The 15016-nt window shown below is 64.5% G+C and carries 12 protein-coding genes (1 of these 12 cut by a window edge); 2 read left to right on the top strand and 10 right to left on the bottom strand.

Translation table 11 applies throughout. The features are described 5' to 3' along the window. Positions 1-4: 4 nt before the first annotated feature. The 7 genes from AB0J47_RS05260 to AB0J47_RS05230 all read right to left on the bottom strand — a co-directional run bounded on the left by AB0J47_RS05260 (position 5) and on the right by AB0J47_RS05230 (position 6926). Positions 5-1438 carry an MCE family protein gene (locus AB0J47_RS05260; protein ID WP_364340779.1) on the bottom strand — a complete coding sequence of 478 codons (1434 nt, stop codon included), beginning with the start codon at positions 1436-1438 and terminating at the stop codon, positions 5-7. Positions 1439-1444: 6 nt separating this feature from the next. Further along, the gene (locus AB0J47_RS05255) at positions 1445-2308 is read right to left on the bottom strand and encodes an ABC transporter permease (protein WP_364340777.1); all 864 of its coding nucleotides are present in this window, start codon (positions 2306-2308) and stop codon (positions 1445-1447) included. A 1-nt stretch (position 2309) separates the two neighbouring features. Further along, complete coding sequence (locus AB0J47_RS05250) at positions 2310-3170, bottom strand: ABC transporter permease (protein WP_364340774.1); 861 nt, start codon at positions 3168-3170, stop codon at positions 2310-2312. Beyond that, entirely contained in the window at positions 3167-3355 is a 189-nt protein-coding gene (locus AB0J47_RS05245) for a hypothetical protein (protein WP_364340772.1), read from the bottom strand. Before AB0J47_RS05245 ends, AB0J47_RS05250 begins: the two co-directional genes overlap by 4 nt. Further along, entirely contained in the window at positions 3355-3579 is a 225-nt protein-coding gene (locus tag AB0J47_RS05240; protein ID WP_364340770.1) for a hypothetical protein, read from the bottom strand. Before AB0J47_RS05240 ends, AB0J47_RS05245 begins: the two co-directional genes overlap by 1 nt. A gap of 473 nt (positions 3580-4052) precedes the next feature. Next, positions 4053-4946, bottom strand: coding sequence for an NAD-dependent epimerase/dehydratase family protein (locus AB0J47_RS05235; protein ID WP_364340768.1), 894 nt, complete (start codon positions 4944-4946; stop codon positions 4053-4055). Positions 4947-5153: 207 nt separating this feature from the next. Beyond that, entirely contained in the window at positions 5154-6926 is a 1773-nt protein-coding gene (locus tag AB0J47_RS05230) for an FAD-dependent oxidoreductase (protein WP_364340766.1), read from the bottom strand. Between the two features lie 447 nt (positions 6927-7373). Here AB0J47_RS05230 and AB0J47_RS05225 point away from each other — a divergent pair, with 447 nt between their 5' ends. Further along, positions 7374-8180, top strand: a complete 807-nt coding sequence (locus tag AB0J47_RS05225) for a carboxymuconolactone decarboxylase family protein (RefSeq protein ID WP_364340764.1) — start codon at positions 7374-7376, stop codon at positions 8178-8180. Between the two features lie 65 nt (positions 8181-8245). Here AB0J47_RS05225 and AB0J47_RS05220 read toward each other — a convergent pair whose 3' ends face one another. After that, positions 8246-8434: a hypothetical protein gene (locus AB0J47_RS05220; protein WP_364340762.1), complete on the bottom strand. Its 189-nt coding sequence runs from the start codon at positions 8432-8434 to the stop codon at positions 8246-8248. A 262-nt stretch (positions 8435-8696) separates the two neighbouring features. On the opposite strand from AB0J47_RS05220, the gene AB0J47_RS05215 reads away from it, so the two are divergent. After that, positions 8697-10037, top strand: a complete 1341-nt coding sequence (locus tag AB0J47_RS05215) for a helix-turn-helix transcriptional regulator (RefSeq protein WP_364340760.1) — start codon at positions 8697-8699, stop codon at positions 10035-10037. A 57-nt stretch (positions 10038-10094) separates the two neighbouring features. On the opposite strand, the gene AB0J47_RS05210 is transcribed toward AB0J47_RS05215, so the two are convergent. Continuing rightward, positions 10095-10313, bottom strand: coding sequence for an MbtH family protein (locus tag AB0J47_RS05210; protein WP_364340758.1), 219 nt, complete (start codon positions 10311-10313; stop codon positions 10095-10097). A 25-nt stretch (positions 10314-10338) separates the two neighbouring features. After that, positions 10339-15016 carry the 3' end of a non-ribosomal peptide synthase/polyketide synthase gene (locus AB0J47_RS05205; protein WP_364340756.1) on the bottom strand. It continues 20540 nt past the right edge of the window, so only the last 4678 of its 25218 coding nucleotides appear in the window; its start codon lies beyond the right edge, outside the window; it ends in the stop codon at positions 10339-10341.

Raw genomic sequence — 15016 nt, 5'->3', positions numbered from 1 at the left:
GTACTCACCGCCCTTCGTTCGGTGCGGTGTCGTAGACGGTCACCGAACCACCGGCCAGTACCGGAGCCAAAAGCAGGTACTGCGCCGTGGTCGGCCGACCGCCGACGATCGCGGCGGCGGCATCGAGTCCGCGCAGATCCGAATGCGGCTGGGTAGATTGATCCGTCGCAGCGGCTGGCGCGGTGATGCCCGGAACGCTCGGCAGCCCCGGAACGCTCGGCAGTCCCGGAACGCTCGGCAGCCCCGGAACGCTCGGCAGTCCCGGAACGCTCGGTAACCCCTGCGCCGGAGCCGCAGGCGCTGGCGCTGGCCCCGCGGCTGCCAACCGCTGCGGCATCAGCTGCGGCGGAAACTCCTGCGGTGGTGCGACATCCGGCACCGTACCGCCCCCGCACCGCGGACCGGCCATTGTGCCGTAATGCGGACAGTCCTTGGCCGTGTACTGCTGGAACGGAGTGAAGCTGACATCCATCTTCCACACCATCTGTCGGCTCGGTCCGAATCCGAAGGTCGTGCGCACTCGCTGCAGCGCGGCATTGAAGTTGGCGGCGGTATCCGGGATGGCCTGCGGATCCCTGGCCAGACCGCCGAACAGGCCGTCCAACCCGACGACCAAGTCCTTCCCGGCGTCCGGATTCCGCGCGAATAGTGAATTGACCGAGTCGACCGCGCCGCTGGCATTGGTCAGCAGTGCGACCAGATTGTCGCGCCGCTCGGTGAGCGTGCGTGCGGTGGTCACCGAATCCGACAGCACACCGACCAGCTCTGGCGCCGAAACGCTCAGCGCCGTCACGGCCCGGCCGAGGTTGCCGAGCAGATCGCCGATACCGGGAATCGCGTGCACCTGGGTGAGCCAGGTATCGAGGCGTTCGATGGTGGAACCCGGCACCCGTGCGGCGGGATCGAGGGCATCGGCGAGTGTTGCGAGCACGCGGCCCAGCTTCTCCGGCTGAATATGGTCGAGCACATCGCGCAGCACACTGAGCGTGGTCTGCAACTGCGTAGTGCCTTCGCTGGTGTCCTCGGGAATTCGGGCGCCCGCGCGCAGGGTTTCGGTGGCGTGCCCGTTGTCGACGAGTTCGATGGCGGTGACGCCGAAGATATTGTCGGGGATCACCCGCGCCGTGACATTCGCCGGAATCAGGCCAGCCACAGCCGGTTTCAGATCTAGTGCGGCATCCTGACGTTTACCCTTGGCGACTACATCGACCCCGGCAACCGTACCGACGACCATGCCGCGGAACTTCACATCGGCATGAGTCGGCAGCCCATCACCGGTGCTGGTGAGCACGGCGACGACCGAGACCTTGTCCTGAAAATAGCCGGTATAGCGCAGTCCGAGCAGGTACAGCAGTAATGCGGCCGCCATGGTCATGGCGATTCCGGCGAGCGTGAGTTGACGTGCGGTGGGTCCACGTCCACTTGGATCGAGCAGCATCGCCACCTACCCCGAAATCCGGAATCCGGGGTCGATACCCCAGATCGCAAGGGTCAGAAACAGATTCACGAACACCATGACGACGATCACCATCTTGATCGCGCGGCCGGCCGCGTGGCCGACGCCTTCCGGACCACCGGTGGCGATATAGCCGTAGTAGCACTGGATGAAAGTCGAAATGAGTACGAAAACCACGACTTTGACGATCGAGAACAAGACATCGATACCGTTGAGGAACTGGAAGAAGTAGTGGTCGTAGGTGCCAGCGGAGGTGCCGCCGAGGAATAGCACGGCCAGCTTCGTCATCAGGTACGCGACGGCGAGGCCGACGCTGTAGAGCGGGACGATGGTCAGCGTTGCGGCAATCATCCGCGTGGTGACCAGATATGGAAGTGGCCGGATGGCAATGGATTCCAGCGCGTCGATCTCCTCTGCTATCCGCATCGCCCCCAGCTGCGCGGTGAATCGGCAGCCCGCCTGGATGGCGAAGGCCAACGTCGCAAGGATCGGGCCGATTTCGCGCGTCGTCGCGAAACCGGAGATCGCGCCGGTCAGCGGATTCATAGTCAGCAGATTCAGCGCGGTGTAGGACTCCATGCCGACAGTGATCCCGCCGAATCCGCACAGGATGATGACCACACCGACCGTGCCGCCGCCGACAATGAGCGAACCATTGCCCCAGCCCACATCGGCGGTCAGCCGCAGCACTTCCTTGCGATAGTGCCTGAGCACGAACGGAATTGCCGCCACCGCCTGGCCGAAGGTGATCGCCTGGTGGCCGAGTCTCCGGTTGGCCTGCAGCGGCACGCCGGCCACCGCTCCCACCGCGCGAAACGGCTGCAGCGCGGGCGGGGTGTATCGGGTGCCCATCTCAGATCACCTTCGCCGGGAAGAGCGTGTTGTAGATCTGGGTGATGATGATGTTCGTCGCGAACAGCATCAGCGCCGAATTGACCACCGCCGCGTTCACAGAGTTGGCGACCCCACCCGGACCACCCTTGGTGTGCAGTCCGATATCGCAGGCGATGATCGCGGTGAGCGCACCGAAGATGGCGGCCTTGACCAGGGCGATTACCAGGTCGTTCGCCACCGCGAAGGAGGCGAAGGTACTGATGAACGAACCCGCCGTACCGCCCTGGGCGTACACGTTGAACATATAGCCGGTGGCGAAGCCGACGAAGACCACGAATCCGCACAGCAGGATGCTGACCAGAATCGCGGCCAGCAGTCGCGGCGCGACCAGTCGGCGCACCGGATCGACACCCATCACCATCATCGCGTCGATCTCCTCGCGAATGGTGCGAGAGCCGAGATCGGCGCAGATGGCCGAACCGACCGCACCCGCGATCATCAGCGAAGTGACAAGTGGCGCACCCTGGCGGATGATGCCCAAACCACTGACCGCGCCGATAAAGCTCGTCGCGCCAACCTGATTCACCAGCGCACCGACCTGGATCGAGACGACAACCGCCACCGGAATCGCGACGAATACCGTCGGCGCCGCGGAAACGCTTGCCATGAAAGCGCACTGCTTGATGAACTCGTGGAATGGGAAGCGGCGCACAAACATCGCGCGCAGCATCTCGACGAAAGCATCGCGCATGAGCCGAACCTGGCGACCCAAGGTTTCCAACGAGCGCTGTGGATGCCGTTGCCACAGTCCCTTCAGGTCCTCCACGGCCCGCTCTAGATCTGTTGGCTCAGTGGAACTTTCAGTGGCCCGGGTGCTCATGCCGACTCGCTGAGTTGATGCTGCAGCAGGACGAGGAGATACCCGACCACGGCGATACCGGCGACGGCGGTGCTGAGCACTGCGAGCCAGAGCCCGATCCGCAGCACCGGATTGACTTTCATGCGCCCCCCGAGGATCTTGACGCCGATCACCAAGATGTCGATGAGCCAGACCAAGATCATCATCAGGTCATGCACACATTCGAGAAGGTGAGCACCGGCCAGCACACGATCGAGCCGAGGAAGGATATGACCACGTCGATGCCTTGCATGCGGTGCAAATGGCTGGTGTGGGTCAGCGTCCAGATGAGTCCGACGAGCCCGTATGGAATGGCGAGAATGATGATGGTGCCGAGGAATTCGGAGACCTTCATCTCGTAGCTGAATATTCGATCCAGCTTCTTGAGCATGCGCCTATGTCCTTTCCCCCGCCGCCTGAGCGGCACAGCCGGACACGCGCCGGGCGAGGCATCGCTGCGGTGCGAGTGCGGCCGATCACGCTGCGATCGGTCGGGTATGAGTGCGTATGTTACGCACAATTCCTTCGGATACGGAAGAACTTGAGAACACTTAGTTCGATGAATCTCAAGAGAGAACCCAGTACAACCAGCTATACTTTGCTCGTATCGTTGAGAATCTTCAGTAACATAACTGATGGCCAGCCTACTATCGGCCGGTTTGATGGCAGGAGCGTTCGATGACGAGCAATGCGGCAATCCAGGCCACCCACCACAGCGACACCAACGAACCGATGGCCGATCTGCGCCACATCCGCAAGAACGTGCTCCGAGACGTCGAGCCGAGTCGAAACACGATTGCGGACAGTCGAGCAGTACCACCATTCGCCTCGGCTCGACGGACGCCCGCCACTTCGAGACAAGACTTAGCCGGAGTAGGCGTGCCACATCTGGTCGACGATCGCCGCGATATCGGAATGCTTTGGTACCCAACCTAATTGGTGCAGCGCCTTGGCTGGATCAGCGACCAGCGAACTCGGCTCCGGCACCGCGGGGCGATGAGTGAGCGCCACACGTCGTCCCGATACATTTTCGACAGCGGCAACCACCTGGCGGACGCTCGTGCCCCGACCGCTACCGATGACATATCGCTCGGTCGCGCCCGGCGGTGGCAGGTGTTCGAGCCCGGCCACGAACGCATTCGCGGCATCGGCCACGTGCACATAGTCGCGGACCGTCGTGCCGTCACCGTTGACCTCCAACGGTTCATTCCGTGCCGCAGCGCCGAGCACCCTCGGGATGAGTCGGGTGGGGTCCGGATCGCGACCGCCCGCCACATTCGTCAGCCGAAGAACGACAGTGGCGCCATGGTGCGCTTCGACGGCTGATTCGGCCGCCAGCTTGCTGCTTGCGTAGGGGTGCGGCGGGCTATCGGACAGATCCTCGGTGATCGGTCGGCCGCTCACATCGCCGTAGATCGCGCCGGTCGAGGCGAATACGAGCCGGGGCACCTCGACGGCCGCCATGGCATCGAGCAGGGTGATGGTCCCGACGGTATTGACTCCGAAGTACCGGAGGGGGTCGGTCATCGACTCCCGCACCCGGGTCAGCCCGGCCAGATGACACACCGCATCCACGCCGTCGACAGCCCGTCGAAGTGCGATCGGGTCGAGCAAGTCGGCAATGCGAATCGCGCTGGCATGCACGATGTCCGGTCGCTGCGCGCGCACCATGCCGACAGCCTCGTGCCCGGCCTCGGTCAAGGCCGAAACGACAGCTCTGCCGAGGTAACCCGCCGCTCCCGTGACAAGTACGCGCATGGCGCGAGCCTACGAAAGGCCGCCACAGCGACCGTCACCGGCGGCGAATCATCACGGTCGCACCCACCACGGCGCTGTGGTGCAGCACATCATTCGCGGCCGCTGCAGTGGGTGTTGTTCTGGTGGGCCGAGGTTGGCGCGTCGCGAGCGTGGCCGAGAAGGTGGGCGTCGACGCACACGAACGTTCCGCTGTGGATGGAAGGTCGGCTACCGGATCGGGTAGCGACGGTCGATGAGGTCGAACATGTTGGGCTGGCCCGCTTTGTAGAGTTCGCGGTCGATTAGTTTGAGTGGCTCCCAGAGGGGCATGGTGTAGCGAGGTGTGACGGTGGCCAGCCCGGCCGACGAGCCGGAGGCGTGCAGGACGGCGTTGGCGGCAAGGCGGCCGCCTTCATTCGCGCCCTCCATACAGGCGACATTCATACCGGTCTTGATCCAGTCGCCTGCGAGGAAGAGGTTGTCGATCGCGGTAGCGGCGTCGGGGCGGTCGGACCACGAGCCCGGGTTCTGGATGAAGATAGCGTCGTCGTAGGCGATTTCGGGCGTGCCCGCGTCGGTGAGGGCCGGGTCGATCATCCAGGAGTGCAGCATATCGTCGGCGAGCTGGATCTCGCCGTCGTCGTTGACGTGTGCCTTGATCTGCGCCCAGGTTTCGCGGGCGATCTCCTCGGGGGTGCACTGCTTGGCGGTCTTGCGGTTGAAGGTGCCCGGCTCTTCCCATTCGGAGATGATGGCGGACAGCACGTCCTGGACCGCACCGTCACCGTAGGTGGTCAGCGGCCGTCGCCAGAATTGGGCCTCGCTGATCGAGGTCAGGCCCCAGGGCGCGTCGTTGTAGCCGACGTGGCCATTGGCCAGGTCCACGCGTTTGCGCAGGAAGAATTGGATACCGACCATCCAGGCGGCCTGCAGGTTTCGGATGCGCTCGAGGTTCGGATCGGCCGCCGCCATACCGTCGGTGAGCACGTCGGGAAACTTGTCGAGCGGGATCGCGGAGAGGTAGTAGTCGGCCTCCACCCGGTGACGCGCGCCGCCCTGGTCGGTGACAGTGGCCGAGGTGAGGTGTGCGCCATCGCTGTCGAAGCCCGAAAGACGCTGGCCCAGTTCGAAAGTCACGCCGATCGAGCGCAGATAGTCGATCCACGGATTGATCCACGCCTCGCTGGTCGGCCCGTTGAGCACGCGGTCATTGCCCTTGCCGTCACTGTCGTTATTGAGGTTCAGCAGCGACCACACGTACTCCTCGCCTACCAGACCGATCGAATGTGCGCTGCAGTTACGGGATTTGGTGGCGACGAGCTCGCGGATGAAGCCGTCGCCGAGGAAGCGGTTGTATTCCCGAGACGAGTTGTCCAGGCGCGCGAAATCGGTCCAGGTCATCCGCTCCCACTGCCCCAACTTGCGCTCGGTGCTACTGGAGACGTAGACGGCCATGCGCTCCGCGGCGAAGACCGCCTCGGACAGCGGCAGCCGGAACAGCGATTCGAAGACCGACGCGACGGAGTCGATGAATCCCTTCGGGGTCATGGGGAATTGGGACAACGGCAGCGGGAACGGCAGCGGGACGGTGAGATTGTGCCGGTCCATGCCCGCGATCATTGCCGCATTGAGGCGGACCAGGTTGTCCCACACGCCGTTCGCGTTGCCGGGAAAGGGGATTCGGCGCAGCGTATCGGGCAGATTGTGATAGAAGCCGAAGAAGCTGCGGAATCCGTGTTCGCCGGGTAGGTCGTCGGCATAGATGCTGCGGGTTTTGCCGCCGAAGGTGCCGAGCTTTTCGTACACCGTGACCGCGAAGCCGCGTTCGGCGAGTTCGTGTGCGGCGGTCAGGCCTGCGGGACCCGCACCGAAGATCGCCACTGATCGCCCCGGCTGGGCGCCGGCCCGACCGCCGGTAGGCGCCAATGTCATGGCGGCGGCGACACCCCCGGCCATGGCGGCGTTCTTCATGAATGTTCGTCGCGACTGCTTGGTCCGCATGCTGAATCTCCCGACCATCCGGCCTGCCACGTCCACGTGAGCCGCGCACAGGCGCCCTGCGATGTCGCAAGATGTTACTGACTATTCTTCACTCAAGTGGATGTTTCGGCGATGTGGTGTGCACCAATTTCGTGCCCATATATTCCAAGATCACCCGTTCACGACGGCCGCAACGAGCGGGCACGATGTTTCTAACGATTCTCCACATAGACCAAGCGCGTGCGAGAGTATCGTCGTCAGATCGGGACTGGCCTGCGGCGATCGAGGTCGCGCACATCGAGTGAACACCGCACATAGGTTGCGACTTGTGCGAGCAGGTCGCCAGCTGTGCGACAGCCTTGCCGAGCTAGGGCTTCACACCGCGGTGCGTCACGATCCCGAGGCACAGCACAGTCGCTACGGGTCAAAGCTTGCGTTGGAGCACACTCCAACTTTTAGAGTTCGGGCATGACCAACACACAGGCCTCTAGCAGCAATGATCGTTTCGAGCGCGGACTGGAACTGCTTCGGCAGGTCGGTGGGCAGGAGCGGCCCGCGGTGCTGGACAGTCTCGCGGATATCGCACCGGACCTGGGGCGGCTGACCGTCGAATTCGGGTATGGCGACATACTGTCGCGGCCGGGGCTGACGTTGCGGCAGCGGCAGTTGGCGACGGTGTCGGCGCTGGCTGCGATGGGAAATGCCGCCCCGCAGTTGCGGTTCCACATCGACGGGGCGCTGAATGTGGGGTGCACGCGGGAGGAAATCGTGGAGACGCTGATCCATGTCAGCGTGTATGCGGGATTCCCTGCCGCGCTGAACGGGCTCGGTGCGGCGCGCGAAGTGTTCGACGCCCGTACCGATCTCCCCACACCGGCCGACCCGGCGCCGGCACCGACGGGTGACCGGTTCGAGCGCGGGAGCGCCAAACTCGCCGAGATCGACGGGCACGCGGGCGAACAGGTCATCGCATCCCTGCGCGATATCGCACCGGATCTGGGGCGCTACATCATCGAGTACTGCTTCGGCGATATCTACTCGCGTCCCGGCCTGGACCTGAAGACCCGTGAAATGGTCACTGTCGCAATGTGCACCGCACTCGGCACCGCGGCGCCGCAACTGGGCGTGCACATCCACGGCCTGCTGAATGTCGGCGGTACCGAGACCGAGGTCGTCGAAATCATCACGCAGATGGCGGGTTATGCCGGTTTCCCGGCCGCCCTCAACGGAATCACCGTGGCACGCAACATTTTCGCCGAGCGGACACAGCACTGAGCACTCGAACCCGTTGCGGCGCTGCGTAACCGAGCGCCGCACCAAGCCCCTCGTCAAGGTAGTGGCTACTTATCGGCGGCGTACCGGAAGCAGTATGCGGAGGCGGCCAGATACTGTCGGCAGTGGGCACCGTGCCCGGCGTGCACGGACAGAATGAAGCGCGCTCGGTCATAGGTCAGTCCCACCGGCTCTTGATTGCAGTCGCGGCTCTGCACGAGCCACAATTCCCGCATATCCGAATGCAAAACGTCCATTGTTCACCTCCACCGAAGAGATAAGTGCACCCAGCACCGGCGGCCCCACCGGAACCCGCCGTCAACGCTGTGGATCGCCGACAGCGTCGGGACCGTGCGTCGGGCTCCGTCAGAGCCGGCACCCCCGAAAGGGTTTGGGGCACAAAACCGGTGCCGGGTACCGCTTCAGCGTGCACGTTGCGATTCGGTGGATAACAGAGCCGAATGCGATAAATGCGAGTAATTTTCGATTGAATCAGCCTGGTACAAGGGAGCGGGACCTATGGTTGAGGTCGACTGGACCGGCGAAGACGTACTCGCTCTTCGCGTGGCGATGAAGCGAAGTCGCTATGAGTTCGCGCGCCTGGTGGGCGTCACCCCGCGCACCGTGATCTTGTGGGAGAACGGCCGGACAACCCGGATGCATGCCGCAAGCAGGCGTTTGCTCGATCGAGTGCTATCGGAGGCCGATTCGGTTGTCGTCGCGCGATTCGAGCGGGCGATCGCGGGCCCGACGGCGGCCCGCGATACCGAAGATACGAGCGTGGCGCTCGATCGGATACAGCTCGGTAGGGACATCGGGCTCGACAAGGAAGTCGAGGATGACGACGTGAGAAGGCGATTGTTATTGGCCTGCATCGGCGCTGGCGTGGCCGGTCAGGCGGCTGAGATGGTCGCGAGCGAACCGGAGAAGATGCTCGCCACCCTGGATGCGGGTTCGATGAGCGAACGGCGGCTCGGCCTGCTCGAGCAATCCGTCGAGGCGCTCGGCGCCCGCGTGGTGCAGGTCCCGCCGCACGAGTTGCTGCATAGCACGCTCGACCAATTCCGGGCGGTCCGCGGCTGTCTCGCGGAGCGACAGGCGACCCATCATCAAATCCGACTGGTCCGTACCGCCGGGCGCCTGGCGAATGTGGTCGGTGAAATTCTGTTCAATGAGGGACATTTCGGTCAGGCCCGATTGTGGTACACCACCGCAATTCATGCCGCCCAGGACATCGGAGATCGCTATTCCGAGGACATCGCACTGGCAGGATTGGCGTATTTACCGACCTATAGCGATAATCCAAAGGAAGTTTTGAACCTACTCGCCCCGCGTCTCGAAGAAAATCCGGGCCACGGTCCGGCGGCGGCCTGGCTGTGGGGAATGGCGGCCCGCGCGCACGCCAGCCTCGGCAATTTCGACGGCTTCGTCCGCTGCATCTCCAGATCGGAGCAGGCGCTGGAAAATATGCCCGCGGAACAACTCTCGATCGGCATCTTTTCCTTCCGCCCGGAGAAGCTCGCTTTCTATCAGGCCATCGGCTACTCCCGCTTGGGCCGCGCCGAGCAGACCGCCCTGGCATCCGAGCGAGCTATCGGACTCTACGACCCCAGCGAGACCATGGAACCCGCGCTGGTCCGCTTCGAACACGCCACCGCCCTGCTCGCCTCGGGCGAGGTGGACGAGGCGTGCGCGGTGGCGACCTGCGCGATCACCAATGGCCACACCTACGTCGGCCTCACTGTCACCAAGCGCGCCAAACAATTCGATACCGCGCTGTCAGGTTTCCGAGGTCGTGCCGTCGCTGATTGGCGCGAGCAGGCCCGGATGGTCGTCGATACTGCACGCACCCGGGCATGAGGGGGCAGGGCGCACCGGTCGGCAGGGGGGATGTACGAACCGGCGCGCCCTACCTATTCAGTTGGCATCGGGTTGCATCGCGGTAATCAGCGAATTCGGACGCATATCCAGCCAGTGGGATTCGACGTATTGCAGGCAGGACCGGCGCGCGGCCGCGCCGTAGGCGACCGTCCAGCCGCCGGGGACGGCGGCGAAGATCGGCCACAGGGAGTGCTGGCCCTCGGCATTGATCAGGACGTAGAACTGGGCGTCATCGTCGTCGAAGGGGTTGGTCATTGATCGGCCTTCCTGGTGGGAGCATTCAGGCCCGCTCGGCGTGCGCCATGACATTGGTCAGGACGTGGCCGATGCGGGCGAGGGCGGATTCGGAGGTCATGCGCCAGTGCGTGGCCTGAACGGCGTGGTTGTGCACGGTGCCGTCGACTGCGTCGGACCAGCTGGCCGCGCCGGTGGCCCCGGTCGGGTCGTCGAGTGCGGCGGTGAAGTAGACGAGATTGCCTTTATAGGGCCGTGGGCGGTAGCGGGTGATGAGCTCCAGTGCGTGCGTGCCCGCGTCCAGCAGACGGTCGAGCCGGTCGAATCCGAAGGATGCGAACGGTTCCGGGAGTTCTGCGATACGGCGGGCGAGCTGGGTGCGATCGAGTTCGGTGTCGATATCCTCGGCTTGTTCGCCGAGCAGGCCGCCGAGCAGATCCGCCACCGGAACGCTTGCCGTACCGTCCACCGTTGTGTGCAGCGGGCTGTCCATCATGGCCAGCAGCGCGACATGTTGGCCCTGGTCCCGCAATTGGTTCGCGACGGCATGTGCGAGTACACCGCCGAGTGACCAGCCGAGCAGATGGTAGGGGCCCTCGGGCTGTACCGCGCGGATTTCGCGGACATAGTGTCCCGCCCAGTTCTCGATGGAATCCGGCAGCGCCGCCACCGAATTCAGCACCGGCGACTGGATGCCGTAGATGCCGCGTTCGGAATCAATATGTGCGGCCAGGCCCGCGAACGACCACGCGACACCGCCGACGGGGTGGATGCAGAACACTGGTTCGCGAGATCCGCCGGGGCGCAAGGGCAGTAGGACATCGAAGGCGGCTTGCGCGTCGACGCGGCCGCGGCCGCAGTGGTGCAGTTCCAGTTGGGTGATCAAGTCCGCAGGTGTCGGCGCGGCGAACAGCCACACCACCGGGATCTGTTCGGCGAGTGCGATACTCAGCTGGGTCGCCAGTCGCGTGGCCAGCAGAGAATTGCCGCCGCGTTCGAAGAAGTTGTCGTCCATGCCGATTCGCTCGACCGCCAGCGCTTCGGCGAAGACGGCGCAGACCAGCAGCTCCAACTCTGTTTCCGGAGCGCGGAATTCCCGTATGCCCAACTCGGGCTCCGGGAGTGCGGTCCGGTCGAGCTTGCCGTTGGTGTTGAGTGGCAGGGCATTCAGTTGGATCAGCACGGACGGAACCATGTAGCTCGGCAGCGTCTCGGTCAGGGCGGATCGCAGCGCATTCGGATCGATCGCCTCGGTGGCGGTGAAATACCCGACCAGCAGGTCGCCGCGATGGGCGATGACGACGGCCTCGGCGACCGCCGGACGTGCGCGCAGCGCATGCTCGATTTCGGCGAGTTCGATTCGGTAGCCGCGTATCTTCACCTGAAAGTCGCGGCGCTCGACGTACTCGAGGTTGCCGTCCGCACCCCAGCGGACCATATCGCCGGTTCGATACATCCGGGTGCCATATGCGCCGAATGGGTTGGCCACGAACCGCTCCGCGCTCAGGTCGGACCTGCCGTGGTAGCCGCGGGCCAGCTGCGCGCCGCTCAGGTACAGCTCACCGGTCACTCCCGCCGGCACCGGATGCAGTCGGTCGTCGAGCACATAGACCTGGTTTCCGGGTTCCGGTGTGCCGATCGGGACCACCGTCTGGCGGATACCGGCCTCGGTGCGGAATCGGGTCACCGAGACCGCTGCCTCGGTGGGCCCGTACAGGTTGTCGATGCGGGCGGCGGTGCGGGCGCCGATCCGGTCGACGGACGCGGCGGGCAGTGCCTCGCCGATGACGAGTAGTCGCCGCAGCGATCTCGGCAGTCGCTGATCACCGCTGACCTCGGCCAACATGGCCAGCAGCGATGGCACCAGCGTCAGCGTGGTGACCGAGGCGCGTCGGATCAGATCCACCACGCCGGCCGGGTCACGTTGTGCGCCTTGCGGTGCCAGTACTACTCGCGCACCGGTGCGCAAGGCCCACCAGAACTCCCAGACCGAGAGATCGAAGGCCGCCGAGGTCATCAGTAGCGCCGCGTCATCGGCGTGCAGTTCGTATTCCGTTTGCAGCCAATCCAATTGGTGCGCGACCGCCGAGTGCGTGACGGCGACGCCCTTGGGCGTTCCCGTCGACCCCGAGGTGAAGATGACATATGCCGTGTGCGCTGGAGTGAGTGTGGACAGCCGCTCCTCAGCACGAATCGGACTGTTGTCGAGAACGCCTGCGGCAACCGAGATATCCAGCACCGAATGGTGGTCCGCCATCGATTCGGGCAGCACCGGCCGTTGCGCCGAGGTCAGCACCAGTGCCGGGTCGGCGGCGGCGAGTACGCTCGTGGTCCGGTCGAGCGGGTGGGTCGGATCGAGCGGAACATACGCACCGCCCGCTGTCACCACCGCGTACATGGCGACGAGTAGGTCGACACTGCGCGCAATGGCCAGAGCCACCAGCGAATCCGGGCCGATGCCACGGCCGATGAGGGCACGGGCGAGCCGATTCACCCGCGCGGCCAATTGGCCATAGGTGACAGTTACGGCGTCATCGACGATTGCCACCGCATCGGGCGTCTCGACGACCTGTGCTTCGAAGGCGGCAATGAGGGTGGCCGGAGCGAATTCGTGTTCGATCCGGTTCCAGGACAACAGCATCCGATCGCGTTCGGCGGTGTCCAGTAGCGGCAGATCACCGACCGGCAACTGTGGTTCGGCACAGATGGCGGACAGCAGACGCTGCAGTCGACCGGCGAAGCCGGCGACCGTGGCTTCGTCGAACAGCGCGGTCGCGTAGGTGATCGATGCGGCCATGCCTGCCGCATTCCCATCCGGGTGGTAGCGATCTGTGACGACCAGATGCAGGTCGAATTGCGCGACCTCGGAGTCGAAATCGACTGCGGTGGCAGTCAATCCGTCCAGTACGAATTCCGCCTCGGCCTGGTTGTGGAAGGAGAAGCCGACCTGGAACAGCGGATGCCGCGCGGTCGAGCGCTCCGGATTCAGCACCTCGACCAGCCGCTCGAAGGGTACGTCGGCATTGGAGAAGGCGGCGACATCCGCGGCGCGTACCCCATCCAGGAGTTCGATGAAGCCGGTGGCCGCGTCCACCTGGGTACGCAGCACCAAGGTATTGACGAACATACCGACAACATCGTCGAGTTCGGCCGCACCACGACCCGCGACGGGAGTACCGACGGCGATATCGGCGGTGCCGGAAAGGCGGGCCAGCAACACCGCGAAAGCGGCGTGCACGACCATGAACAGTGTCGCTCCGCTGTTCCGGCCCAACTCCGCCAGCCTCGCCTGCAGGTCGGCGTCGATGCTGAAATCGACATGGCGGCCGCGGGTGGAGACCATGGCAGGTCTCGGGCGGTCAGTCGGGAGGGTGAGTTGTGCGGACAGGCCCGTGAGGGCTTCGATCCAGAATCCGAGTTGCTGGGAGATCAGCGAATCCGGATCGTCCTCGCTCCCGAGCAGATCCCGTTGCCAGCGGCTGTAATCCGCGTATTGCACCGGCAGTGGGATCCATTCCGGCGGCATGCCGTGCCGACGTGCGGCGTAGGCGGTCATCACGTCACGTGCCAGCGGAACCAATGACGAGCCGTCCGCTGCGATGTGGTGGACGACCACTACCAGCACATATTCGCCGAGGCCTGTCGGACCTGCCACCGGACAGAACAACCTGGCGCGCAAGGGAACCGAGTCGGTCACATCGAATCCGCCGGCTACGAAATCTGCGACCGCCGAGGTCAGATCGTCGACGGGCACCGGAATCGGGGCGAGCACCGGCGCGCCCGCATCGGCCATCGGCAATACCACCTGTACCGGGCCGCTTTCGTGCTGCGGGTATACCGTGCGCAGCACCTCGTGGCGTTCGACCACGTCGGTGATGGCCGCATTGAGTGCGGCGATATCGAGATCACCGATGAGCCGCACTGCCAGTGGGATGTTGTATGCGGTCGACTGACGGTCGAGGCGGTTGAGGAACCACATGCGCTGCTGTGCCAGCGAGAGCGGTATCGGATCGGTGTCGGTGCGTCGAGTCAAGGCCGCACGTGCACGCGTCGCAGTGGTGTCGAGGGCAGCGGCCAAGGCCGATACGGTCGAGTTCTCGAAGACGAGTCGCACCCCGACCGTCGTGTCCGATCGAGCGCCCAACCGCGCGACCAATTGTGTTGCGGTCAAGGAATTTCCGCCGACAGCGAAGAAATCGTCATCGAGGCCGACGACGGCCAGGCCGAGCACCTCGGCGAAGACCTCGGCCACGATTCGCTCGGCGGCCGTCTCGGGCGCACGGAAGGTCGCGGTACGGAACTCTGGTGCGGGCAGTGCCTTGCGGTCCAGCTTGCCGACCGGGGTCAGCGGGATTTCGTCGAGCACCATGATGGCGGCGGGCACCATATAGGCGGCCAGTGAGCGCGCCGCGAAGGCCGTGAGCTCAGCGGTGTCGATCGCTCCGTTCGCGACGACATACGCGACCAGCGAAACCGAGCCCGTGGCATCGGTTTGCCCGATGGTCACGGCGAATTCGACGCTCTCATGGGCCGAGAGGACCGCGTCGATCTCACCGAGTTCGATACGCATACCGCGCACCTTCACCTGATGGTCGGCCCTTCCGACGTACTGGATAGCGCCGGATACGGTCCAGCGCACCAGATCACCGGTCCGGTAGAGCCGCCCGCCCGCCACCCCGTAGGGATCGGCGACAAAACGATCCGCCGAAAGTCCCGGCCGCGCG

Source organism: Nocardia sp. NPDC049737 (assembly GCF_040674755.1).
Classification (GTDB): domain Bacteria; phylum Actinomycetota; class Actinomycetes; order Mycobacteriales; family Mycobacteriaceae; genus Nocardia.
Note: the sequence above shows the minus strand (reverse complement) of the source record. Positions and strands in the feature narration are given on the sequence as shown.